This is a genomic window from Mucilaginibacter sp. FW306-07-L (assembly GCF_058782065.1).
On sequence record NZ_JBYSXI010000001.1, the window covers coordinates 667,408 to 693,459 of the forward strand.

General features: G+C 44.4%; 19 protein-coding genes. 8 read left to right on the plus strand and 11 right to left on the minus strand.

The genetic code is table 11. From position 1 onward, the window contains the following. Window positions 1–11: 11 nt before the first annotated feature. From AC3WJC_RS03045 to AC3WJC_RS03060, 4 genes are all read right to left on the minus strand, one after another. Window positions 12–578: an L-threonylcarbamoyladenylate synthase gene (locus tag AC3WJC_RS03045; protein WP_492397597.1), complete on the minus strand. Its 567-nt coding sequence runs from the start codon at window positions 576–578 to the stop codon at window positions 12–14. After that, window positions 571–1,557 (minus strand): glycosyltransferase family 9 protein, encoded by a 987-nt coding sequence (locus AC3WJC_RS03050; protein ID WP_492397598.1) that lies wholly within the window; start codon window positions 1,555–1,557, stop codon window positions 571–573. Before AC3WJC_RS03050 ends, AC3WJC_RS03045 begins: the two co-directional genes overlap by 8 nt. A gap of 94 nt (window positions 1,558–1,651) precedes the next feature. Next, the gene (locus AC3WJC_RS03055) at window positions 1,652–2,467 is read right to left on the minus strand and encodes a 2,3,4,5-tetrahydropyridine-2,6-dicarboxylate N-succinyltransferase (RefSeq protein WP_492397599.1); all 816 of its coding nucleotides are present in this window, start codon (window positions 2,465–2,467) and stop codon (window positions 1,652–1,654) included. 55 nt (window positions 2,468–2,522) lie between these two features. Next, on the minus strand, window positions 2,523–2,990 hold the full coding sequence (locus AC3WJC_RS03060; RefSeq protein ID WP_492397600.1) for a hypothetical protein: 468 nt from the start codon (window positions 2,988–2,990) through the stop codon (window positions 2,523–2,525). 78 nt (window positions 2,991–3,068) lie between these two features. On the opposite strand from AC3WJC_RS03060, the gene AC3WJC_RS03065 reads away from it, so the two are divergent. From AC3WJC_RS03065 to AC3WJC_RS03075, 3 genes are read left to right on the plus strand one after another with little or no spacing between them, the layout of a single operon-like run. Then, a complete protein-coding gene (locus tag AC3WJC_RS03065) occupies window positions 3,069–3,287 on the plus strand; it encodes a hypothetical protein (RefSeq protein WP_492397601.1) in 219 nt (72 codons plus the stop codon). Beyond that, complete coding sequence (locus AC3WJC_RS03070; RefSeq protein WP_492397602.1) at window positions 3,278–3,679, plus strand: hypothetical protein; 402 nt, start codon at window positions 3,278–3,280, stop codon at window positions 3,677–3,679. Before AC3WJC_RS03065 ends, AC3WJC_RS03070 begins: the two co-directional genes overlap by 10 nt. 16 nt (window positions 3,680–3,695) lie before the next feature. After that, on the plus strand, window positions 3,696–4,112 hold the full coding sequence (locus AC3WJC_RS03075) for an RNA-binding S4 domain-containing protein (protein WP_492397603.1): 417 nt from the start codon (window positions 3,696–3,698) through the stop codon (window positions 4,110–4,112). Window positions 4,113–4,206: 94 nt separating this feature from the next. On the opposite strand, the gene AC3WJC_RS03080 is transcribed toward AC3WJC_RS03075, so the two are convergent. Next, entirely contained in the window at window positions 4,207–4,830 is a 624-nt protein-coding gene (locus tag AC3WJC_RS03080; RefSeq protein WP_492397604.1) for an OmpH/Skp family outer membrane protein, read from the minus strand. Between the two features lie 148 nt (window positions 4,831–4,978). Between AC3WJC_RS03080 and gyrB the strand changes: the two genes are divergently transcribed. Beyond that, window positions 4,979–6,937, plus strand: a complete 1,959-nt coding sequence (gene gyrB, locus AC3WJC_RS03085) for a DNA topoisomerase (ATP-hydrolyzing) subunit B (protein ID WP_492397605.1) — start codon at window positions 4,979–4,981, stop codon at window positions 6,935–6,937. Window positions 6,938–6,994: 57 nt separating this feature from the next. Here gyrB and AC3WJC_RS03090 read toward each other — a convergent pair whose 3' ends face one another. From AC3WJC_RS03090 to AC3WJC_RS03100, 3 genes are all read right to left on the minus strand, one after another. Beyond that, on the minus strand, window positions 6,995–7,435 hold the full coding sequence (locus tag AC3WJC_RS03090; RefSeq protein ID WP_492397606.1) for a retropepsin-like aspartic protease: 441 nt from the start codon (window positions 7,433–7,435) through the stop codon (window positions 6,995–6,997). A gap of 97 nt (window positions 7,436–7,532) precedes the next feature. Continuing rightward, window positions 7,533–9,821, minus strand: a complete 2,289-nt coding sequence (gene tamL / locus AC3WJC_RS03095; protein ID WP_492397607.1) for a translocation and assembly module lipoprotein TamL — start codon at window positions 9,819–9,821, stop codon at window positions 7,533–7,535. Window positions 9,822–9,825: 4 nt separating this feature from the next. After that, complete coding sequence (locus AC3WJC_RS03100) at window positions 9,826–14,979, minus strand: translocation/assembly module TamB domain-containing protein (protein WP_492397608.1); 5,154 nt, start codon at window positions 14,977–14,979, stop codon at window positions 9,826–9,828. Window positions 14,980–15,215: 236 nt separating this feature from the next. Here AC3WJC_RS03100 and dnaE point away from each other — a divergent pair, with 236 nt between their 5' ends. The 4 genes from dnaE to AC3WJC_RS03120 all read left to right on the plus strand — a co-directional run bounded on the left by dnaE (window position 15,216) and on the right by AC3WJC_RS03120 (window position 22,343). Next, the gene (gene dnaE, locus AC3WJC_RS03105; protein ID WP_492397609.1) at window positions 15,216–18,806 is read left to right on the plus strand and encodes a DNA polymerase III subunit alpha; all 3,591 of its coding nucleotides are present in this window, start codon (window positions 15,216–15,218) and stop codon (window positions 18,804–18,806) included. A gap of 502 nt (window positions 18,807–19,308) precedes the next feature. After that, window positions 19,309–19,626, plus strand: a complete 318-nt coding sequence (gene trxA / locus AC3WJC_RS03110; protein ID WP_345213546.1) for a thioredoxin — start codon at window positions 19,309–19,311, stop codon at window positions 19,624–19,626. A 98-nt stretch (window positions 19,627–19,724) separates the two neighbouring features. After that, complete coding sequence (locus tag AC3WJC_RS03115) at window positions 19,725–20,645, plus strand: DUF58 domain-containing protein (protein WP_492397610.1); 921 nt, start codon at window positions 19,725–19,727, stop codon at window positions 20,643–20,645. 231 nt (window positions 20,646–20,876) lie between these two features. After that, window positions 20,877–22,343: a glycoside hydrolase family 130 protein gene (locus AC3WJC_RS03120; RefSeq protein ID WP_492397611.1), complete on the plus strand. Its 1,467-nt coding sequence runs from the start codon at window positions 20,877–20,879 to the stop codon at window positions 22,341–22,343. Window positions 22,344–22,425: 82 nt separating this feature from the next. Here AC3WJC_RS03120 and AC3WJC_RS03125 read toward each other — a convergent pair whose 3' ends face one another. From AC3WJC_RS03125 to AC3WJC_RS03135, 3 genes are all read right to left on the minus strand, one after another. Then, window positions 22,426–23,079, minus strand: a complete 654-nt coding sequence (locus AC3WJC_RS03125; protein WP_492397612.1) for a hypothetical protein — start codon at window positions 23,077–23,079, stop codon at window positions 22,426–22,428. Between the two features lie 257 nt (window positions 23,080–23,336). Beyond that, window positions 23,337–25,037 carry a M3 family oligoendopeptidase gene (locus AC3WJC_RS03130; protein WP_492397613.1) on the minus strand — a complete coding sequence of 567 codons (1,701 nt, stop codon included), beginning with the start codon at window positions 25,035–25,037 and terminating at the stop codon, window positions 23,337–23,339. A gap of 64 nt (window positions 25,038–25,101) precedes the next feature. Then, complete coding sequence (locus tag AC3WJC_RS03135; RefSeq protein WP_492397614.1) at window positions 25,102–26,028, minus strand: NAD-dependent epimerase/dehydratase family protein; 927 nt, start codon at window positions 26,026–26,028, stop codon at window positions 25,102–25,104. Window positions 26,029–26,052 lie beyond the last annotated feature (24 nt).

The following is a 26,052-nucleotide window of genomic DNA, read 5'->3' on the forward strand; positions in this document are numbered from 1 at the left end:
TAATATACCTATCAACGGCGTATAAACTCAAACCGCCCATCAGGCGAGAGGCGCATAATGGTTGATGGTTTTTTTAACGAGGTATCGTGCTGGTCTACATCCACCACGTAATCAACACCTTCTATAATTTCCGGTGCTATCTGGTTAAAGTTTTCTGGAGATGGCTGCCCGCTAATATTGGCCGATGTTGATACCAGTGGCTTACGCAGCCGTTGTATCAACTGCTCACAAAACGGATGTTTGGCAACCCTGATGCCCACGCTGCCATCAGCGGCTATCAACGCTTCGGAGATATTTTTGGCACCGGGCATCACCAGGGTTAAAGGGTTTTCGGCAAATTCAATCAGGTCATACGCCAGGTCGGGTACCTCGCGCACGTAGCTTTGCAGCTTGTTATCAGTATCCAGCAAAATGATCATGCTTTTGGCTTCCTCGCGCTGTTTAAGGGCGAATATTTTTTTGACGGCCTCGGTGTTAGTGGCATCGCAGCCTATACCCCAAATGGTATCGGTAGGGTAGAGGATGATGCCGCCATCCTGTATAACTTTTAGGGCTTTTGCTACTTCGTCTTTAAGCATGATTCAAATATTTACTCAGAGCTTCAATAATTTTTGTTTCGTTAAGCAACTGCATACACTTGGGTATGCCGTAGATCTTGCAGGTATTGCGTACACAGGGCTCACAGCTAAGCTGATTAGCGCGGATCACCGTCATATCATCCAGGTTAAAGGGCTCGGTATTATGCTCGTTGCCTGCACCAAATAATACTACAACCGGCAAGCCAATGCTGTTTGCCAAATGCGCCGGACCTGAATCAACCGTAAGCAAGGCAGCGGTACCCGCCATTAGTGATGCCAGGTTGTTGAGGCTGGTTTGGCCTGCATGGTTTACTATCCTGTCCTGGTTATCTACACCGGCAACAATAGCATTTACATGCTCAACATCTCTGGGGCCACCTATCATGCCGATACTAATATCAGCAAAGGTACTTAACAACAGGTTAAGCAGGGCTATGCCCTTGTCGACAGGCATACGGCGCGATTCGGCCTCTGAATTAAAGTTTACCAGTAATTGCTTCGGCTCATTCACCAGGGCATAGGCAATGATCTTTACCGGTTCGGAGGGGATGGGCTTCCCGGTGAACTGCTCCAGCAAGGCGATATATTCACGTACGCGGTGCACGCCTTTGGGGCGTTTGCAAGCTTTGGTGAGGAAAAGGAAACCGCCCTCATTACCAAAACCGACCCGTTTTTTCGCACCTGTTGCAAAAGCCATTACGGCTGATGATAATGATGGCGGCAGGTTAAAATAAATATCGTACCGCTGATCGCGAAGTACTTTGCCAAAACGGTAAACACCGCTCAATCCCTTGAACTCCTGTTTGGCAAAAGGGTAAATATTGGTGATCCCAGGAATCAGGGCAGCAATGCCTTTTAATTCCTGCTTGATAATTACATCAACCTGTGCATCGGGATAGAGCTGCCTTACCGCCGTAACAAATGAGGTGCTCATCACCACATCGCCAAGCCAGTTAGGTAGCCTTATCAGTATCTTCATTTTTTAGATGTGAGTAGTGAGATGTGAGATGTGAGATAAGCCGTTAGTGTTAATACACTATCTTAAATCTCACATCTTATATCTCAAATCTAAACTACACCGCTACGTTGTTTTCGCGCAGGGCATCGTTAAGAGATGTCTTTTTATCGGTTGATTCCTTACGTTTGCCGATGATCAGGGCGCAAGGCACCTGGTACTCACCCGCAGGGAATTTTTTGGTGTATGAGCCAGGTATAACTACCGAACGTGCCGGTACGCGGCCTTTATATTCAATAGGCTCTTCGCCGGTAACATCAATAATTTTGGTTGATGCGGTTAGTACCACGTTAGCGCCAAGCACGGCTTCGCTTTCTACGTGTACACCTTCAACTACTATCGCACGTGAGCCAATAAAGCAGTTATCTTCAATAATAACCGGAGCGGCCTGAACCGGTTCTAACACCCCGCCAATACCCACACCGCCGCTCAAGTGTACGTGCTTGCCAATTTGCGCGCACGAGCCTACCGTAGCCCATGTATCAACCATGGTGCCCTCGTCAACAAAAGCGCCTATGTTTACGTACGATGGCATCATGATTACACCTTTGGCCAAATGCGCGCCATAACGGGCAATAGCATGAGGCACAACGCGTACACCGGTTTGCTTGTAATCGGTTTTAAGCGCCATTTTATCATGAAAAACAAACGGGCCGGTTTTAATTTCTTCCATATTGCGGATAGGGAAGTACAGGATCACGGCTTTCTTGATCCAGTCGTTAGTATGCCAGCGGCCACCGATAACTTCGGCAACGCGGTATTCGCCTTTATCTAACCGTTCAATAACGGTTTCAATGGCATCTTTGTATTCGTTATATTGCAACAGGGCGCGGTCTTCCCAGGCTTCTTCAATAAGTGTTTTCAGATCTTGCATGATATAATTTAAACTTTCGGCAAATAAAAGGAATTTTAAGCAAAAATGTGGGATGTTATTGGGCAGATAACTGTTTCATCGCCTCCGGGTCAAGGTAAAAGGTAAGCAGCACAAACGCTAAAGAAATAAGTACGGCCACACCCAGCGCTCCCCAAATACTTTTCGGGTAGTAATCATCTTCCGGAAAATAGCGTTTAAAAAACAATTCGCCATATAAAAACCCGCCTAATAAGTTAGCGACTATTACCAACGAGGTGGCTTTCAACAGCATTATAGCCGCGTAAGATGCGCATGAATAAGCCACGGCAAAAGCTAAAATGCCAAACGCGGCTTTTTTATAACCCGAAACAAACAGGTTGCGAACCAACAGCACTGCCCCAAAAAAGCTCGAAAAAAATATGCTGAAACCCCATATGCTCCATTTGGAGTAAAGCTCTATGTACTCTCCCTGTTCCTCTTGCTGGTAATTCTCGTTGTTTTCGTCGTCAAATTCCTCTTCGTATCTATCGTTCTCTGTAGCCATATTTAATTATGTAATAACGCAAAAGTATAATGTGTTTTTTAATTAAGATGTTTTTTAATTTTGATAGAATTGATATTTATGATACAGAAGCTAAAACGCTCCGAATTACTTAGGCGTTATCCTGAATTTCCCCATGAAAATTATTGGGAAACAAAATTGGTATTTCCTGAATCTTTTTCAGGCTTTATGCTCGATCTTCCTACCCGTTCTGCAAAAGGGCACGCCAAGATGCTGGGTAAAGAGTTTTATAAATTACTGAACTTACTGGGTTTTAAACAGCTTAATTTATGGGTTTAAATAACGCCAGATTGTTTTACCAAAGTCATCACTATAAACCAGCAATTGCGGGTATTGAATATTTGAAAAGAAATAAATTGCGAAATGATTTTAATGGAGCATTAATAGTTCCTGTTGAGGAAATGAGTGAATTTGTGCCGCACTTATTTTGGCTTACGAGAACAAATGCCTTATTACCTTATTTATATGCTACAAATGATGGATTTAATGTGATAGTTAATATATGTCAGTACGGTGTAGTTCATATTAATGTTTTTAATGAGGAGTGGGGCGATTTAGTACAGGATGCCGTTAATCGTACCAAGTTTATCATGACAACAGGTAGCTGTTACAATCGTTTCAGTAACAAAAATGCCGTTCCGGGCAGGATAGCAACACTTTTGATTGAATGATAGTATCTTTGCCCTCATGCCTGAAAAAGAAAAACTCCGTATAGATAAATATCTTTGGGCCATCCGCCTGTTTAAAACACGTACGCTGGCTACCGAAGCCTGTAAGGCCGGCCGCGTAAAAAAGGAAGGGCAAAATTTAAAAGCATCCTACGAAGTGAAGTTGGGGGACACCTACCATGTATCAAAAGGATTGGAGCGTAAAATAGTAAAAGTTACCGGTCTGCTGGAAAACCGGGTGGATGCCAAAAAAGCCATCGACTTTTATGAGGACCTGACCCCGGTGCAGGATACGCATTCTTTTCAATCCATGTTTCATGCACCCACCCTGCGGCGCGACCGTGGCGCGGGCCGCCCTACCAAGCGCGACCGCCGCGAAATTGATGATCTGCAGGAAGGCTTTTTTGAAAACAATAAGGAAAAAGACGATGAATAGACCGCTGTAAAAGCATAGCTCAAAAAAAAGCCGCAGTTCAATAATGAAACTGCGGCTTTTTTTTGCTCTCTCGTTTAGGAGAGGGTTGGAATTATTATTTCTTATTATACTCGTCGTTAAGGCGTTTAACTACATCGGCGGTAACGTCAAGGCTTTCATCACCATAAAGTACAGTAGGGTTCATGCGTGAGTAGCTTAATACCATTTTGTAGCCTTTTTCTTTGGCGTATTTTTTAGTGAACTCGCTTACCTTGTTAAACAATTTATCGTTTTCATCACCTTGTGAGTTTTGAAAAGCGGCGGTAGCATTTTGCTCATAGCTTTGAATTTCCTGCGCTTTTTTCTGTAAACGCTGCTCGGTAGCGGCACGCTGGTCGGCGCTCATAGTAGCGGCGTTTTTTTGGTATTCAACAAACTCACGTTGTACGGCTTGCTTGCGCGAATCCACATCACCCTGGGCTGATTTGCCTTTCTTTTGCAGGCGGGCGGTCATGTCCTTTACATACTCGTATTTTGATAGCAGTGTATCCTGGTTTATGTAAACTATAGTCTCCTTGGCATCGGCCACATTGGCTGGCGCGGCAGTGGTTGTGGTAGCCGGTTTATCGGCAGGTTTTTCCTGGTTGTTGCAAGCCGCAAAAGTTCCGGCTATTAATAGTGCTGCCGCGGCAGCTCCTAAAGTCAGTTTTGAAAAGTAAGAGGCTTTATGTATCATCATCCTTCAGTAAAAAAATTTCACAAATATAACTTTTAGCAATTACTATCCTAATCATTTAACGGGCAAGTTTCCACACCCCCGTATTTATCAACATAACGGTAGTCTCACATATTTTTCGTATTTTTGAAGGTTATTCTTTCAAATATTTATGAGCGAACAAAATCAGGATAAATCAAATTATTCAGCAGATAATATACAGGTTTTAGAGGGTTTGGAAGCTGTGCGCAAGCGCCCTTCCATGTACATTGGCGATACCGGCGTTAAGGGCTTGCACCACCTGGTATATGAGGTGGTTGATAACTCGATAGATGAAGCACTTGCCGGTTATTGTGATGATATAAAGGTTACTATCCATAAAGGTAATTCAATTACGGTTGAGGATAATGGCCGTGGTATTCCTACCGGCATCAACACCAAAGAGGGCAGGTCTGCATTAGAAATTGTAATGACCGTTTTACACGCCGGGGGTAAATTTGATAAGGATACCTACAAAGTATCCGGCGGTTTGCACGGTGTGGGTGTAAGTTGTGTTAACGCCCTATCAATACATGTTAAAACGGTAGTACACCGTGAGGGTAAAATATTTACCCAGGAGTATGAGCGCGGAAAGCCATTGTTTGCGGTAAAGGAGATTGGCGTAAGCGAACGTACCGGTACCATACAAACCTTTCAGCCTGATGCGGAGATTTTTACCACCACAACCGAGTATAAATATGATACCCTTGCCGCCCGTTTACGCGAGCTGGCATTCTTAAATAAAGGTATCCGCCTGTCGTTAACAGACGAGCGCGAACCACAGCCTGATGGCAGCTTTCTTACTGAGGACTTCTTTTCAGAAGGCGGCTTAAAGGAGTTTGTGAAGTTTTTAGATGGTACGCGTAACTCCATCATTCCCGAGCCTATTTATGTAGAGGGTACCAAGCAGGGCGTACCGGTTGAGCTGGCTTTACAGTATAATGATAGCTACTCAGAGAACGTACACTCGTACGTAAACAACATTAACACCATCGAAGGCGGTACGCACGTTGCCGGTTTCCGTATGGGTTTAACCCGTACGTTAAAGGCTTATGCCGATAAATCGGGATTGCTTAAAAATGTTAAGGTTGAAATTACAGGTGATGACTTTCGTGAGGGTTTAACCGCCGTTATTTCGGTAAAGGTTGCCGAGCCTCAGTTTGAAGGCCAAACCAAAACCAAGTTGGGTAACAGCGAGGTAAGCGGCGCGGTAAACGTTGCCGTTGGTGAAATATTAAGCAACTATCTGGAGGAAAATCCGAAAGAGGCCCGCCTGATCGTCCAAAAGGTGATTCTGGCTGCTACTGCCCGTGCCGCCGCGCGTAAAGCACGCGAGATGGTGCAGCGTAAAAACGTAATGGGTGGCTCAGGCTTGCCGGGTAAACTGGCCGATTGCGCCAACAGCGATCCGGCATTGTGCGAGATCTACCTGGTCGAAGGTGACTCGGCAGGTGGTACAGCCAAACAGGGCCGTAACCGCGATACACAGGCCATATTACCTTTACGTGGTAAGATATTGAACGTAGAGAAAGCCATGGAGCACAAGATCTACGAGAATGAGGAGATCAAGAACATGTTCACCGCGCTGGGCGTAAGCATAGGTACCCCTGAGGATGCTAAGGCGCTTAATATCGCCAAGCTGCGTTACCACAAAATTGTGATCATGACTGATGCTGACGTGGATGGATCGCACATTACCACGCTGATCCTTACGTTCTTCTTCCGTTATATGAAGGAACTGGTTGAGTTTGGATATGTATACATTGCATCGCCGCCGCTTTACCAGGTAAAAAAAGGCAAGGAGCAGGAGTATTGCTGGACTGATGAACAACGTGATGTTGCCATACAACGCCTTAAAGGTGCCGGTAAAGAGGATAGCGTACACGTACAACGTTACAAAGGTTTGGGTGAGATGAACGCCGAGCAGCTTTGGGAAACTACCATGAACCCTGCCACTCGTACACTTAAAAAGGCCACTATTGAAAACGCCGCGGAGTGCGACCATACTTTCAGCATGCTGATGGGTGATGAAGTTGCCCCGCGCCGTGAGTTTATTGAAAAGAACGCGAAATATGCCAAGATCGACGCGTAAAGCAGTTTGATCGATATAGAAATTAAAAGCCTCCCGGATTTATCCGGGAGGCTTTTTTTATGATTTTTTGCTACGGGTTTTCAGCGTTATTTGCTGCTTGCCGTAATCTATCAGTGCCTTATATTTTATCAGGACATCACCACCCAACACACCTAATACTTTAGGGTGATTAAGCTGTTCGTAGGCGATATTGATAGTTGAAAGATCGAGCACGGCTACATCAAATGTTTCCAGTTTAAGGCCGCCTAAATACATATCACTCAAGGTAGCGGTAAATGATACCATGGAGTTGGTGCCCAGGCCTGTCGATAGTTTATCGCTTGCTAAAATAAAATCATCACCATTGGCTTCGGCAAGCAGGTTTTTATCAAGCGCGGTGCGTGAGGCACCTGTATCTAACACCAGTTTATGGGTTTTGCCAAAAAGGGATATATCTATCAGCGGATGGAAACCGTCGCCATGCAGGTCAATAATTTGTAGCGGTATAATGTATTGCATTGGTGATAAAGGTAGTATTTTCAGTTTGCAGTGGGCAGTTTGCAGCAGGCAATTATATTCGTTACTGAGAACTGCCCACTGCAAACCGCAAACTTCTTTAGAACGGATAACCGATAGCAAGGTTAAATACCAGGTTATCATGCCTCCAAGCGCTGCTGCCAAAATCAATTTTATCAACTACCCAGCGCTGTCCTTCGGGTAGCCATGGCTTGCGTATAGGGAAACCCAAATCGGTACGCAGTACCAATACGGTAATATCAAAACGTAAACCAACACCGGCATCAACCGCGAATTCCTTATAAAAGTCCTTTCCAAAAGTGGCACCCGGTTGTAAGCCATTGTTACGCATCAGCCAGATATTACCGGCATCAACAAATACGGCTCCTCTAACAATGCTGAACAGCTTTGGCCTCCACTCCACGTTGCCTTCAATTTTAATATCGCCTGCCTGGTCAGCCAAAAAACCGCCCTCGTTTACGGTGCCGGCATAAAATGTACCCGGACCAATAGAGCGGGCCCTAAAACCACGCAAACTGTTTGAACCACCGATAAAGAATTGCTGGCTATAAGGCATTACGGTAGAGTTACCAAATGGTACACCAACACCTACCTGCAGGCGGGTTGCTATTGAGCTGTTTTGACCGGTTTTATGATAAAAGCGAAAGTCGTTCTCCAGTTTTACAAACTGATTGAATGGTGTGCCTAATAAAGTTTTAACATGAGCGGGTGTGTCTGCACCTGTTACCAAACCCGTTAAAACGGCTGAAGAGCTGATACGGCCGTTGTAAAATATAGTGTTTGTACGGTATTCCTCTGTCGTGTTGGTATAGGTATACCCATAGCTCGGGCCAAAGGTAAATTGCCTGTCAATAACATGTTGTAATGCCGGGTTATTACTATTCTTTATGCTGTCGCGATACAGTTGAGTAACATTTGCCGGGTTAACAAATGTAATGTTAAGTAAATTAAGCTCATGGCTGCGGTGTACATTCTCTTTCCAATCATACCCGAACGATCCGTTGAAGGAATTAAGCGTGTATAATTTGGTACGGTTAATTAAGGTATAACCCAGGGTAAGGTTAGTGTGCGGAATGTACGCGTTGTCTGACCGGATGTTGATAGGCGCGATAAACCGTGGCCAGGTCAGCTTCATTTCACCACCCACCTGATACACGTTAAAGCCGCCGCCTTGTCCTGAGATCTGCACATCAGTGCTTCCAAATAACCTTACACTCAAAAGTTCGGCTCCCTTAAAGGCGTTACGGTTGCGCCAGTTAAGGTTAATTTGTGAGCCGGTGTAGTTGGCAGAGTTAGTACGCCCCAGTATATCAACCGAGATAGATTTTTTAGGGTAGGGGGTTAAAAAGTAAAATACATCCAGTTTTGATGAATCCGTTGCTACTGGCTCAAACCTGTTTTTAACGAATTTGTATGGGCCTAAATTGATGAACCGGTTAAGCGAGTTATTATGATTTGTACGGTTGTAAACATCGCCGGGCTGCATCAACACTGTATTTTTAAAAGCGAACGGACGGATGGTCTTTCTCCTGTCAACCACGTTATACCAACGGTAAGGTACAGCCTGATCCAGGTGCAATGCCGTATCGCGCAGAGAATAGTTTGGATAAACGAACAACTTGTTGATGGTATAAATACGGCGGTCGCGGTCATTAACCGCCGGTTTTACCGCTACAAAAATATCTACCTGATGGTTATTTACAGTGCTGTCTATCCGCATAATAATATCTTCAGGCGCGAAATAGAAAAAGCCTTTTTCTTTCAGTTTAGCATCAATCCGCAAACGCTCAGTTTTAATAACGTCCAGGTCATAATTTTCGCCCGGCTTTAATAAGGTCTCCTTTGCGGTACCCGCGATCGCGGTGTCCAGGTTTTCATTGCCCTTCGGGAAGGTTACGCTGCGTATTTTGTAAGCTGGGCCGGTGGAAACGGTGTATTCAGCCCTTGCCGTTTTTTTCTTGCCGATGGTATCACCGCTTACCATAGCCTGGAAATAGCTTTTGTTTTGCAGGCGGTTTTGCAGTATTTCACTATTCTTTTCAAGGTTAACCTGGCTGGCCAACACAGGCGGTTCGCCAAACTTGGTGTTAAGCCAATGCTTAAAGCCCTTGGTTTTATTAGTGCGGGTTTTATTATAGATGTAAAGCTTTACCCTCAACCCTAAAATTGATGAATTTGGCTTAGGCCTTAAAAGCGGTGTCAGGTCAGATTCAAGCGCTTTGCGGTCGCTATTTTTTAAACTGTCGGTATCAATAATTTTAACCTTGCCGCCGGTATACAGCTTTTGCCCCGGCTGCAGGTATTTGGTATTACTGCAGGCACTTAAAAACAGGGTGAGTATTAAAACGTATTTTATATTTTTTATCATGAGTTTAGTTTGTAGGTTGCTCTTTCTTCTGTTGCTCTTCTTGCTGCTGTTGTTGCTCATCCTTGCGTTCAAGTGCCTCGTTGCGCTTATCTTCTTCTTCTTTTTTGCGTTTCTCTTCCTGCCTGTATTTACGGCGCAAGGCTTTTTCTTCGGCGGTACGTTTGCGGAATATCTCGCTGAAACGGTTATAATCCATAGTTAGAGTAAAGCCCAAACCGGTTTCAACGATCTGGCCTTGTATCACCACAAACTCATCACGGCGGTAAGCACGTAAGGTATATCGACCATCACGGCTCAATTTGTAATTTACAGATACGTTACCGGCAATGTTGGTAGCCTTTTGCCCCGACTGCGCACCCTCCAGGTTAAAGTTATTGCCTACTGATACCGTTAGCCTGTCGTTCAGGAAACGTTTGGAAACACCCACGTTCAGGTCGGTACGGTTTGTTGCCGTGCCGGATGAATAGTCTTCGCCGGATGTTAAACCAAAATCGAGGTCAACACCTGTTACCAGGCCTCCGGCAAGGTTGTTTAACTGATCGGTAAGCAAGCCGCTTACGCTGTTGCGGATGGCACCTTCAACACCGGCACTTCCGCCCTGGCTCTGCAACGGGTTGTCGCCAATAAAATGGCCCAGTATCAATACACCCAATACTTGTTTGTTCAGTTCGTTAGGATCCTGCCTTACTTGTGCCAGCTTGTTTTCAACAATGGTAAGCACATTTTGCGGCATCGAGTAATTGCTGTCAGGCAAAATGATGTCGAAACTAAGTTGCGGTTTCAACAATTCCTGGCGCATATTCAGGTTCACGTTAAATGGAAGCTTCTGTTTAGCCATTACGCTGGTTTGCTGGTCGGTTTGGCTGGCGATCAGGTCAATAGGCGGCACGTTGGCTACGTAAATAGCCGTCAGGTCAATATTGGCGCTGGTAGGGTCGCCAGTCCATTGTATCGTGCTGCCTTTCTTGAAATCGAAACGGCGTTTAACCGTAGCGAATGACAGGTTGTATGATCCCTGGTTCACAGTGTAAGTACCGGTCAGGTTTATCTTACCACTTGGGTCAATACCACCGTTCAAACTGGCCTCACCGCGCAGGTCTTTCACCATATCGCCGCTGCGCTCATCAACCACGATATTGAAGTTAGCATTTTTATTTACGTTGATATTTGCTGAAACATCCATGCCGGTAACATCCGATTTACGCAGTGAATCTAACTGACGGGCCAAGAAGATCGAATCCAGCTTTGGCGCGTCCTTATCAATAAATTCTACCACACCCTCACGGTCTTCAACGCTTGGATCAGATGTTGGCAGTACAAAGGTCATGTCTGTTTTTTCATTCACGGTAAGGTTGGCATCCACTACCGGAGATTTCATATCACCGCGAACCTTAATATCGGTATTGATATAAAGCTTACCCCAAAACAGCTTATTATCTGCCTGGGTAGAATTGATCACCCTGAAGTTATCAGCCTTAATATTCATCCCGAAGGCAAAGTCTGTATAGGTTTTGGTATACACACTGCCCGAGATAACGGCCTTGTTCCCGGTTGAATCCACCAGGGTAAAATCATTAAAACGGATGCCCTCATCATTAAAGGTTATGCTCTCCTGCGGCATACGGAAGTAGGAGTTCAGCATCGATACATTAAAACCAACCTTGTTAAAGTTGATATCGCCGCGTACTGCCGGTGCTGCCGGTGTGCCGGTAATTTTTAAGGCACCGGTAATATCACCGCTGGCATTGCGTATGGCACCAAAGCTAAAGCCTTGTATACTCTTCATGTCCAGCTTTACAATGTTCAGGTTCATATCCATACGGCTTTCAGGCGCGGTGTAATATAAACCATTCAGATCAACCTGGTTGCCTTTTCCGGTGATGCTTACGTTAGCGGCATAGGCATTGGCGGTTTGGTTATCAACCTTAATAGCGATGTTACCAACCGTATCACCTTTAAAGTTAAAATCGCCTACGTTGATGGCCGCGGTAAATACCGGGGCAGCTTGCAGGTTGCTCACGTTGGCATCGCCGTTAATGGTACCGCCAACCTGCAGCGAGTCCTGCTGGGCCATTTTGGTCAACGTTTCTATCTTAAAGTTGCGGAATTGTACATCAATAGGTGAATTAGCCTGCTGCGGGTTGCTGTTAACGCTTAATACCTGGTTAGCGTTGGTAATGGTAAAGTTACGGGCCAGTATGCCTTTGTTGCCAAATTGCAGGGCATTATCTGCATTAACGGCCCATGGCATATAATCAAGCAGCAAGCCATCCTGCACAAAGCTGAACTGGTATTGCTGTGGTAACACGCTTAGCGTACCTGCAATGCGGTAGCGTTCTTTGCGTTCCTTATCACGTACCTGCAGGCTGGTAAACAATTTATCGTTTTGCAGGTTGCCTGATATGGAGGTGTATAATATATCGATAGACGGAGATACCTTCACCTCATCAACCGAGAGTTTATAGTTAAGCGCGCTATCGGTTGTATTAACATCTAACGCCATATTATTAACCACTTGCTCGCCATATACAACTTTAGGTACAGCGCCTTTTACTATCAACTCGCCGGTGGTGCTGTTAAAGCGGACATTGATCAGTACCGGGTCAAGCGTTTTCAGTTCCGGCGCGAATTGTTCTATCAGCGGAGTTTTTACAAAACGTATATCAAATGCGAATTGCTGCGGCGGGTATTTAACCTTTGGTGCCGGTTTTGTGCCGCTGGCCAGGGCGGTGTTAAAGTATTTAGCAATCATATCCTGCATGGCAGGGGCAATGCCGGTAAGCGTATACTTGCCGCCCAGGTGCGCGGTAAGCATCGGGGTTTTAAGCCATAGCGCGCTGCTATCCGCATTGGCGGTTGATTTAAGGCTGATGGTATCTAACTGTATGCGCTGTGCTTTTTGTATTAGCACCATATCGGTCAGCATAATGTCGGCATTCAGGTAATCCGGATCGGCGGTGGGTACATCAGCCACCAGTTTGCCATGAAAACGCATCGGATCCTTTGTTAGCTTCAGGTTTTGCATATTGATGCTGTCAACCAGAAGGGTAGCCGTTACAGATGGGTATTTTTTATTCATGTTGGCCTTGGCATCCAGGTTAAAGTTGATGTTCGGGTCCTTCATAAACGCTTTAGCTACGTAGCTGCCGTTGCTGGCGCTGCCACGCAATACCAGGTTACGGTAGTTATAGCCTTTTACATAAGCCTTGGTGACGTTGCCATTAAAGTTAAGGCTGGCGTATTTAGGATCGAGGCCTGTACCTTTAACGTTGGCTGATAAGGTTACCATGCCCACCATTTGCGGTTGTTTGGTAAGCGCGCCCACATTCAGGTTAACCGCCCTTATATTAGCCGAATATTTTTCGCTGCCTTTGCGGCGGCCGCTGCGCATACCGGCAGTAAGATCAACCGCGCCATAGCTTGAGCGCAGTGCCATTTTAGTATCAAAATCCTTCATGCTGCCCTTAAAAGTACCTTTAAGGTTGATGTTGGCTGGAATGCTTACCGTAGGCGGTATCATGCCCGCTGAGGCCAGTTTATAAATATCGGTACGGGTAGTATTAAACTCTTTCAGGTTTACGTTAAAGTAAGCCTTGTTCATATCCGGCAGGCCGCGCATATCTGCGGATGCCTTGATACGGGTACTGCCAAAGCCAAGCAGTTCCAGATCGCGTATGTGCAGATCATTCACCGTACCGTTTACCTTACCGTTAATGCGGAACACGGCATTACGCAGGTTACGCATCTGCGGCATGTTAGCCATGGCCGGCATCAGCAGGGTAACATCCTTCATACCCAGGCGGCTGCCATCAAGGTTGGCATTTACCCCCAGCGAGCCAATGTTTTTGCTGATGGCATCAATAGATGGGTAGCTTACTTCAACTGATTTTTGCAGTACGGTGTTTGGTGTTTCAACCAGCAGGTCTTTCAGGTAAGCGCTCTTTGGCCCGTAAAAGAAGTCGGTGTTGAATTTTTTAAGGGCGAAGCCGCTTTTTTCATTAAAGGTTACGGCATTGATCCGGCCTGATGAACTATCCGGGTTGTAGGATACATTCTCAATATCAACATTCAGGTTTTTAATGTACATGTGCCCCGGGTCAAGGCCTGCTTTAAGCGGCTTTTGGGCATTATTATCAAACCTGATGTTATTATTATTGATGGTGAATTTTTTAAGCGTTACCGCCCATGCCGATTTAGTTGGAGATGATACTAATGTATCCACCGTTTTAACCGCTTTTTCGGCAGCCTTTACTACGGTTTGTGGTTTGGCGAAGGTAACGCTTGCATTGGTTTGGTCGAGGGTAATATTAGCTATGCCTACCTGCTGTTTCTTCAGGTCTATCTTATCCAGGGCTACTAACAGCTTACCCAGGTCAACCTTGGCGGCCATTTCGCTGCTGCGGTAATCAACCTTTACTTTGGATATGTTTACCTCATCCAGGTCGAGCTCCATGTTCAAAGGCTCGGTAGCGGCGGTATCTGTAGTAGCGGTTTGCGCTATTGATGATCCCTTAGGGGTTTGTATAATGGTAGCATTAACACCTGACAGGTTGATCTTCGGAATGCCGAATTTCATCTTATCCAGGTCAAACTCCTTAATTCGGGTATCAAAGTGCCCTAACAGGAATTTAATGTCGTTCCCTGTGGTTTCGTCCTTATATTTAATGTTGATCCGGTCAAGGATAATATCGCCCATGGCGAATTTCATGGTTGAGGTGGTATCTTCAGGTTTTACCTCTTTTTTTTGCTCACCCGCGAAGGCCTTTAATATATAATCAAAATTAAAAAGGCTGTCGGGCCCCCTGCTGATGTTGGCGGTTATACCCTGCAGGTTGATCTCGTTTACTTCAACGGTATTGTCAAGCAATTTAAACAGGCTGATGTCAACCTTTAGCTTATCACCGGCTATCAGCGTATCGCGTTTCTGATCTTCAAAATAAACATCTTCTAAAACAATCAGTTTGGGTAAACCTAACGACAGGTGGCCAATCTCCACCTTAGTGCCTATCTTGTTTTGTAAAAATGTTACTGCTTTATTTTTAGCGAAGTTTTGTACAGCCGGTACCTGTATTAAAATAACTACAAGTAGTATTAAAAATATAACACTTGCAATTATCCAAAGTATAGTTTTAAGGGCGATGCGTCCAAATTTTTTCAAAATTGTAATATATTTTAGGGTGAAGAAGCAACAAGGTGTTTAACATCAAATAACGTGCAATGTGATTTTACCGGTAGCCAACAGTTGCTAAAATGATTAATCAAAACGGGGAATACGGCACAAAAAACAAATTTTGTTAGCTAAATCCGGTACTTAGTTTTTCAACACATAACAGGTTAAAGTTGTTTTTTGATAACTTTGTATTTCTGTGTTTAATTTGATTTAGAGTTGTTGTTATGCCTGATTTTTCCCATTTACACGTACATACCCAGTTTTCATTACTTGATGGCGCTGCCGATATAGGCAAGCTTTACAAAAAAGCCGCTGCCGATGGTATGAAAGCTCTTGCCATTACCGATCATGGCAATATGTTCGGCGTGTTTAAGTTTGTAGCCGAGGCAAGCAAGCATAACGTAAAGCCCATAGTTGGCTGCGAATTTTACGTGGTTAATGACAGGCACATTAAGCAATTTACCAAAGAAAAGAAGGACGTAAGGCGGCACCAGTTGCTGCTGGCCAAAAATGCCGAAGGTTACCGTAACCTGGTTAAGCTTTGTTCGCTGGGTTATATGGAAGGCTTGTACAGCAAATGGCCGCGTATTGATAAGGAACTGATCCTGAAATATCATAAAGGCCTTATCGCTACCAGTTGCTGCATCGGTGCATCGGTACCGCAGGAGATATTGAAGAACGGCGAAGAAGCCGGTGAGCGCGAGCTTAAGTGGTGGCTTGACCTGTTTGGCGAGGATTATTACATTGAACTGCAGCGCCACAACATACCCGAGCAGGAAATTGTAAATAATGCCCTGCTTAAATTCGCTAAAAAGCATAATGTTAAGGTGATCTGTTCTAATGATTCGCACTATGTGGATCAGCAGGACTCGAACGCGCATGATATTTTACTTTGCGTAAATACCGGCGATATGCAGAGCACGCCCATCGCTACGGACGAAGAGGGTGGTAAGGGTTACCGTTTCGGTTTCCCCAATGACCAGTTCTATTTCAAAACACAAACTGAAATGGGCAAGCTGTTTCATGATCTGCCCGAATCGCTTGATAACACCAACGAAATTGTAGACAAGGTAGAAACGCTGAAACTAAAGCGCGATATCATGTTGCCCAACTTCGTTATCCCCCAAGAATTTAAGATACACAATACCCCTGATGCTGATACGCTAAACCAGTGGGAGTACCTTAAACATCTAACTTACACCGGGGCTAAGGAACGCTATATAGATATTTTACCAGAGGTGCAGGAGAGGATAGACTTTGAGCTGTTCACCATACGTACTATGGGTTTCGCGGGCTATTTCCTCATCGTGTCTGATTTTATTAAACACGGGCGCGAGATAGGTGTATTTATTGGTCCGGGCCGTGGCTCGGCGGCAGGCTCAGTAGTGGCTTACTGTACAGGTATCACCAATATCGACCCGATCAAATATAATTTGCTGTTTGAGAGGTTCTTGAACCCCGACCGTAAGTCAATGCCCGATATTGATACGGATTTTGATGATGCCGGCCGGCAAAAGGTTATTGATTATGTGGTTGATAAATACGGCAAAAACCAGGTAGCACAGATCATTACTTACGGTTCCATGGCCGCGCGTACCAGTATACAGGACGTTGGCCGGGTACTGGATATGCCCTTGGCCGAGGTAACGGCGCTGAAAAAACTGGTGCCCGAAACCTTGGGTATCACCCTGAAACAGGCTATTGAGCAGGTACCTGAGCTGCAACTGATTTATAAAGCGAATGACCTGAAAGGTACCGTACTGCGCGAGGCTGAAAAGCTGGAAGGCTCGGTACGTAATACGGGTGTGCATGCCGCCGGTATTATCATAGCGCCGGATGACCTGACCAATATAGTCCCCGTAGCTACCGCTAAGGACTCTGACCTGCTGGTTACCCAGTTTGATGGCCGGGTGATTGAAGATGCAGGGGTAATCAAGATGGACTTCCTGGGCCTCAAAACCCTCACCATTATTAAGGATGCCCTGCGCCTTATCAAGCAAAATCATGGCGTTGAAATAGATATTGACTATATACCGCTTACCGATCAAATAACTTTTGAGCTATACCAGCGCGGCGATACCAACGGTACTTTCCAGTTTGAAAGTGATGGTATGCAAATGTACCTGCGCGACCTGAAACCCGATAAGTTTGAGGATTTGATAGCCATGAACGCCCTTTACCGCCCGGGGCCGATAGAGTATATACCCAATTTTATTAAACGTAAGCACGGGCAGGAACCCATAACTTACGATTTGCCCGAAATGGAGGAATACCTGGCCGAAACCTATGGTATTACCGTTTACCAGGAGCAGGTGATGCTGCTGTCGCAAAAGCTGGGCGGCTTTACTAAAGGTGATGCCGACGTTTTGCGTAAAGCCATGGGTAAAAAGCAGATTGAGGTACTCAACAAAATGGAAGCACAGTTTATGGATGGGGCTACAGCTAAAGGCCACCCTAAAGATAAACTGACCAAAATATGGAACGACTGGAAAGCCTTTGCGCAATACGCGTTTAATAAATCGCACTCCACCTGCTACGCCTTTGTGGCTTACCAAACGGCTTACCTTAAAGCGCATTACCCGTCAGAATACATGGCCGCGGTATTGAACAACCAGAACAGTATCGACAAGATCTCCTTTTTTATGGAGGAATGCCGTCGCATGGGTGTGGTTGTTTTGGGGCCGGATATCAATGAATCCGAAGTTTCATTCGCGGCTAACCGCAAAGGTGAAATTCGTTTTGGGCTTGCCGGTGTTAAGGGCGTAGGCGAAAAGGCGGTTGAAAGTATAATAGAGGAGCGTGAGGCAAACGGGCAATATGAATCGGTTTATGATTTCGCGCGCCGTTCAAACGTGCGCAGCGTTAACCGTAAATCGTACGAAAACCTGGTTTACGGCGGCGGCTTTGATGCCTTTGGGTATAACCGTGCTCAGTTTTTTGCCAAAACAGAAAATGGCCTGCTATCAGGTGTGGAGCGTTTAATTAAATACGCTAACGATTATCAAAACACACAAAACAGTTCACAAGCCTCGCTTTTCGGCGGGTCGGTAGCATCTTATATCCCGGAGCCGCCAATGCCTGACGCGGACGAATGGCCGCTGATTGAAAAATTAAAATACGAGAAGGACGTGATCGGTATTTACCTTACCGGCCACCCTTTAGATAATTATAAGCTGGAACTGGCAAAGTTTTGTAATACCAACGTTTCTGATCTCAAGCTGATGCAAAAAGCCCGCTCGGGCGAGGGGGGGGACGATGTTGCCGCGGCCTTTGCCCAACTACGCAAGCGTGGCGAAATTTGTGTTGGCGGATTGATGAGCAATGTACAGCATAAAACCACCAAGACCGGTAAGCCCTTTGGCACTTTTGTGCTGGAGGATTATAATGATTCGTACGAGTTTGCCTTGTTTGGTGAGGATTACATTAAGTTTCGTAACCTGCTGGTTGATGGCTTTTTTATTCACATCAAAGGTAATATCGAAGAAAAATTCAGGCAAAAGGATAACTGGGATCTGCGAATTGCGGTAATGAGCCTGCTCTCTGAACTGCGTGACAACCGCAGCAAATCCATCGAAGTGCCGCTAAGCCTGCATGATATTAACGGACAAATGATCAACGCGCTGCTGGGTATCATCCAGCAAAACAATGAAAAGTACCCGGTTAAGAATTGCGGCCTGCGTATCACTATAAAGGATTTAGAGGATGACCTTACCACGGCCGGTACCTCAAAAGTATTCAAGGTAAACCCCAGCGATGACCTGATGGAGGAGATATTCGCCCTTACCAGGGTGCAGCCGGTGTTGCATACTAAGTAGGGATAGCGAGTAATCTGTGCACTTTCATAATAAAGCAATAGATTTCTCCTCGTACCTCGTTCGTAATGATAAACATATTTACCTTTATCGTCATTGCGAGCGATAGTGAAGCAATCTATTTAGGATATTCCAACTTGTCAAAGAACAGTTTATTACTTGTCCTGAAATTCTTTTGAGCGATCAAAAGAAACAAAAATCGCCGGCTACGTCCTACCCGGTTAAAGGCTCTGCTTTAGCAGGGCTTGTGCTACTCCGGGTATCCTGAAGAGATTGCTTCGTACCTCGCAATTTATAAAATAGAGATAGCTTGCAGGGAAACCAGACCATGAGAGGTTGTTAATAAATACTTTGTGCCCTTTTGGCGTAAAATATTACCTTTAGCGTCACCCGAAAGTTACTCTGGCAGGTGTAGATAATCTCATTGTCACAATGTCAGCCCGGTACTTGTGGCAAGCAATTTGATTAGTATATATTTGTATAACAAAATAAAAAAGGAACAAAGATGGCTTTAGAAATAACTGATGCAAACTTCGAGGAACTTGTATTAAAATCAGATAAACCGGTGTTGGTTGATTTTTGGGCAGAATGGTGCGGCCCTTGTCGCATGGTAGGCCCTGTAGTTGAAGAGTTGGCTAAAGAATACGATGGCAAGGCCGTTGTAGGTAAAGTGAATGTTGATAACAACCCCGGCATCTCCATGAAGTTCGGCATCCGTAATATACCTGCGCTGCTGTTCTTTAAAAATGGCGAGATCGTTGACAAACAGATCGGCGCGGTGCCAAAATCAGTATTAGCAAATAAACTAAGCGCTCAGGTATAATCCTCCTGTCGTTTTTTTAATATAAATTAAGCGGTGCTATATGGTGCCGCTTTTTTTATGCGTTATGGTTTCATCAGGGCAATTACTATTATTGTATAATGGCAAAACTTAACGATGATGCATCCGTAAGGCAACTGGCTAACCTTGAACTGCTGGCACGGCAGGTGGTTGAGGGTTTTATAACCGGCTTGCATCAAAGCCCGTTTCATGGTTTTTCGGTAGAGTTTGCCGAGCACAGGTTGTACAACAGCGGCGAGTCGGTAAAAAACATCGACTGGAAACTATTGGCCCGTACCGATAAGTTGTTTGTAAAACAGTTTGAAGAGGAAACCAACCTGCGCTGCTATTTACTGCTCGATACCTCGTCATCCATGAACTATCCGGAAAAGGGGATAAGCAAGCTGCAATTTTCTGTGTACGCTATAGCGTCATTAATGTATCTGCTCAAAAAACAGCGGGATGCCTTTGGGTTATGTGCTTTTTCAGATCAGATCAACTTTTTAAGTGCGGCACGCTCTACAAGTACCCATTTATTTTACCTGTATGCCGAGTTGGAAAAAGCCTATATCAATACCCGGTTAAATACCGCAACCCATATTACGGGGGTACTGCACCACATTGCCGCTGAGGTACACCAACGTTCGCTGATAATCATTTTTAGCGATATGCTTGAAAACAGTATGGATGATGAAAAGCAACAGGCGCTTTTCGCGGCTATACAGCACCTCAAATTCAGCAAGCACGAAGTAGTGATTTTTAATGTTACCGATAAAAAACACGAGGTTGATTTTGAGTTTGACAACCGGCCGCATCAGTTTATTGACATGGAGAGCGGCGATGAGATCAGGGTGCATCCTAACCGTATCCGCGATGCTTATCGCGTAGCATTACAGCAATACCGCTATCAGCTTGAATTAAAATGCGCCCAATACAATATCGACCTGATCGATGCCGACATCAGCGCCGGCTATAACCAGGTGCTCAGAGCTTACCTTATTAAGCGCAACAGGATGGTTTGAGTAAGTAATTAGTGTTTAGTAATCCGTGATTGGTTGTTGATAACAAATCACTAATCTCCATTTACTAATCGCTACCTCAATTCACTATTTCAAAAAACTTTAAACCAATTGTTTTGCTGATTGTGTTTAGTGTTAAATGTAACCTTATTTGCTTTTTGGAGTAAAAAACAATAAAAACAGGGCAATCAAAATGCCTTTATAGCTGTTAGTGGTAAAACTTATTTATTATATATGAGACTTCCTATTCTACGCAAGCCAATACGGGTTAACCCGGATTCGAGGCGCGTAATAGCCAGATTTTTTTTCAACGGTAACGATCGTGCCAAGCAGGTAATACAAAAAGTGATGGTGATAAGTGAGGATGCCGCCTTTGGTATCGTGTCGCCTATATTGCAGGAGTATTCCAAACGTCACCGTAATATTACCCGTGTACTTAACCGCCATTGCAGTAAATTAAAACCGCTGTTTGAGGAGTTAGGTATTGATTTTGACTCGCTTACCGTTTACCGTAAACTGCTGATAGGCTCGTATTTTACACATGAATATTCTATCGAGTCGGCAGCGTTTTTTAACCCATCAATAGTTGATGATCCTGATCAATCTGAATTGGAAGAAGGCGAGCGCCGCGTAATCATGAGTTTCCGCGCAGTAGGTGAGGGGCACATATCATCCATCACCTTCCGCAGGGCATTGTTTGATAAACATAACAACATTACCGTATTACCCGCGGGCAATTATATTGATGAGGCCGAGATAGTACGCAATGCGGTTTATAATAAAAAGCTGTTTTTTGAAAAGGCCATCGCCACGCAAATAAATATTGATGTTTTGAAGGAGCTTGAGGCCAAGCTCGACCATCACTTTGAATATTCTAATTTGCGTCGTATTATTCTTGATTCGCAAAAGCTGCAGGAAAACGACATTTATAAGCTAGAATTTGATAAAATACTTTGGCTGGCTGATTCATATTACGAGATCGTATTTTCGCTGGACACGGATATATCAGACCGGGTAATTTTCCCGATATCTGAATATGAGCGTAAAGGTATTGAGGATGCCCGTTTTGTAAAGTTTACTGATGATGACGGCAGTACTACCTATTATGCCACTTATACCGCTTACGATGGCGCGCTGATTATGCCTAAGCTGTTACAAACTACCGATTTTTACAGCTTCCGGATCATGCCGCTTTATGGCGAAGGCGCACAAAATAAAAACCTGGCACTTTTCCCGCGTAAAATAAATGGTAAGTATGCCATGATCTCCCGTATTGATGGTTGTAACAACTACATCATGTATTCGGACAAGATCAATATATGGGAAAAGCCGGTATTACTGCAGGAGCCACGCTTTAACTGGGAATTTATACAGATAGGTAACTGCGGTTCGCCTATTGAAACGGAACATGGCTGGATCATGATCACCCACGGTGTTGGCCCTATGCGCCGGTATGTACTGGGCGCGAGTTTGTTAAAACTGGATGATCCATCGGTAGAAATAGGCCGTTTAAAAGAACCACTGATCATCCCTAACAGTGAAGAGCGTGAGGGTTATGTTCCCAACGTTATTTACTCCTGCGGGTCTATTGTAAACAACAATAAGTTAATTATTCCTTATGGTCTGTCTGACTATTCAACATCATTTGTTGAGGTTGATATGAATGACCTGATCAATAAGCTGAAATCTGACGGTATATAATATAGTTAGGTTATACATAAGAAAGGCGGATATTCTTTTGAATACCCGCCTTCTTTATTAAGAGTTGGTTATATCGCCCTGATTAGGATAGCGCAGTTTCTTCCTTTTTACGGAATACAAAGAATGCTATTAAACCCAATGCTAAGGCACCACCACCATAAATAGCTATTTTACCGGTTTGCGATACACCACTTGGTTCGGTGTTAACATATTGGTCGGTACGTTGTAACGCCTCAGATGCTTTAATTGAATTAAAAAAGGCTTTATTTTCAGCTTTAACCAGATCCTTACGGCTTTCCGGGTACATATACTCAAATGTATAAGTAGCATCTTTAGTGTAGATCACCGCGAAATCCCTTAACTCAACACCGCTGCCATTATCCGCCTCTAAAGCAAAAACTTTGGCTTTTAAGTTACCGATGGTGGTATCACGGGCGTTCATCACACTGCCTGATGACTGGCCCTGTACTTTTTTGATGTATTCTTTAAATACGTTGTTCAGGTCCTTTTCTTTTTCAAGCGGTTTGCTGTTGGCGTTTTTAGAGCGTATCACGATCATATAACCTAATGAACCGCTGCCTGAATATATCTTTTGACCTAATGTATCTTTTACTTCATGTTCAACAGGTAAATTAACAGATACAACACTATCTATTTTTATCGGCTTTAACTCCTGCGCACTTGCTGCAAAGCTAAAAGCCATTATGCCGAGTATAAATGATGATATCTTTTTCATACACTATCTATATCTATAACTATGCCAATCAGAGCGAATTGGTGTAGAATACAAGTGTATAAAACACGTTTTAAGATGATTTAAATATAACTACTTATCAATAATAATTAAATATAAATAATTGATAATGAGAATTTTAATATAATATTTAGTATTTATTGTGATGGGTTTTAGCAGATTGGTGAAACCTGCATTATGGTTACACAAAAAAAGCCTGTTCAGTACACTGACAGGCTTTTAAAGTATGTTGCTATTTGCTACAGTTTTTCCATTTCGCTGCGTACAAACTCCGCAAGTTCTTTAACGTAGCCCGCGCTAAAATCAAACTGAATACCAGCGGTTTCATATATCTCGCGGATGGTTTTGGTATAACCCAGTTTTAATGCGTCCAGATATTGCTGTAAACCTTTCTCCGGGTTTTCCTTGTAGTTTTTCCATACCGCAATAGCGCCTAACTGTGCCATGCCATACTCAATATAATAAAACGGCACCTCAAAAATATGGAGTTGCTTTTGCCATAAGTTAGTTTCCGCTTCCGGGTGTTCGCTCCAGTCGGCAAAGCCTGCGCCAAAAGGCTCATAAATTTTGATCCATGCTTCCCGGCGTTCTTCGGCGGTATGGTCAGGGTTGGTATATATCCAATGCTGAAACTGGTCTACCACGGCTACCCAGGGCAGGGTTTTTAACACATCAATTAATTGATCTTTTCGCGCACGTTTCAGGTCTTCCTCGTTATCAAAATAAACATTCCAGTTATCCATAGAGATCAGCTCCATTGACATGGAAGCAAGCTCAGCCACTTCAGACGGGCAATGTTTAAAATCATTCAGCTCCAGGTCGGCCGTTAAAAAGGTATGTACCGCGTGGCCGCCCTCATGTACCATGGTGGTCAGGTCTCTAAAGGTATTGGCCGAGTTCATGAAAATAAATGGTGCCCCTGTTTCTGATAGTGGATAATTATACCCGCCCGGTGCTTTGCCCTTACGGCTCTCCACATCAAACAGGCCGTTATCTTTCATAATTTCCAGCCGCTCGCCCAGGTAGCGGTTAATATTGCTGAAGCACTGTATAGATTTTTCTATCAGATCATCGCCATCCTTAAACGGTTTAAGGGGGGCTTTGCCACTGGTGTCAACATCTACATCCCATGGTTTCAGTGTATTAAGGCCAAGTGCTTCCTTACGTTTTTCGGCCTGCTCCCGCAATATTGGCACTATCTCGGTTTCAATAGCGGCATGAAACTCGTAGCAATCCTGCGCGGTATAATCAAACCGGCCCAAAGCCTGGAACATGTAATCCCTGTAATTCTCAAAACCGGCATTCAATGCTACTTTATGCCTTAATGAGCGCAGGTGGTCAAACAATTCATCAAGTTTTTCCCTGTCCTGCAAGCGTCGGGCGGTTATTTTCTCCCAGGCCTCCTGCCTTTTGCTGCGGTCGGTATCTTTTAACAAAGCCGATGCCTGCTCCAGGGTAAACTCCTTATCGCCAATATGTACGCTCATGGAGCCGGTTATGCCCTGGTATTTCTGCTGCTCAATTTGCAGTTCGGTTTGCAGCGGAATGTTCTCATCTCTGAATAGCTCAAGCGCCTTGCGAATGCCGCGCAGGTAAACAAAGTATTTATCATTATCCAGCTTGTCTACAAACTCGCTGTTTACCAGTTTTTCGTTTAGCTGATTGTTGAATGGCGCCGTTTTGGGCTCTATCTCCGTTGCAAAATATTGAAAGTTTTGCAGCAGTTCTTCACTGGTGGTATCACACGTCATGCGGATGTAGCGCCAGGCAAAATCTTCCTCTAAGGCAGCTTCCAGTTCACTACGGTCATGCAGCCATTGCTCCAATTCTTCAACCGAATTTATAGGGCGATCAACCAATTCGTTATAAACCGGTTCCAGGTTTTCCCATTTAATTTCAAGATCAGCGGGGATATATTTCCGTGTTTTTTTATGTATCATGGTATAACGTAAACGTTTTAAAATGCTAAGTTATACAATTGAACATCATGTACACGTAAAAGGTTCAGCGTTTAAATTGTGTTTGTGCTAAATGCATAATGCCATCCCGGTAAGTGGTTGGTTTTATGCCAAATGCCTTTTCAAATTTCGATGAATCGAAAATATAATCATGATCGTATTGGTAGTACATCTCCACCGTTCCCATTACGGTTTTATTGAATAAGCCAACCATCCATAACATTGCTTTGTTGATACTTGTGAACTTAGGGGCTACGTTAAAAACATCAGCCGCCAGCTCAATAAACTGCTTGCCGGTTATTGCCGGTGCTGATGTGGCATGCCATATCAGGTTATCACTTTCGGGAGTTTGGCCTAACAGGTATATAGCCCTGCCAGCATCGGGCACATAAGTAAAGGTGTGTTTGGCTTCCGACTTACCTATCCATTGGGCTTTTTGGCCTTTCGAGAATTTATCCAGCACCATCATGTCATAAAAGCTGTTCATGCTTTCAGCACCGTAAAAATCGGCACCACGCAATATGGAGGCCTTGATGTTACCTACTTTGGCTTCATCCATTAACGTAGTCGCCACTTTAGCACGTACTTCGCCTTTAACGCTTGTCGGGTTGTAGGGTGTGTCTTCGGTCATGGCACCATTTACCGGGCCATACATGTACACATTATCAAAAAATATCAAGCGGGCTTGGGTTTCTTTAGCAGCGTCAATTACGTTTTGCATAATGATGGGCCATTGCTCACGCCAGATATCTTTATCATACACCAAACCGGCGCAAAGGTAAATTACGGTTGAGCCTTTGGCGGCGTTAAGTACTTCGGTACGGTTCAGCAAATCGGCTTTTTGCCAGGTAATGTTATTACCGCTAAAGGTTGAGGGTCGGCGGCTAACCAGTTTAACGATTTGATTATGATCGATCAGTTGGCGGGTGAGTGCATTGGCAACCGGACCGCCCGCTCCTAATATAGTGTGCATAGCTTTGTGTTTTTGTATGATACA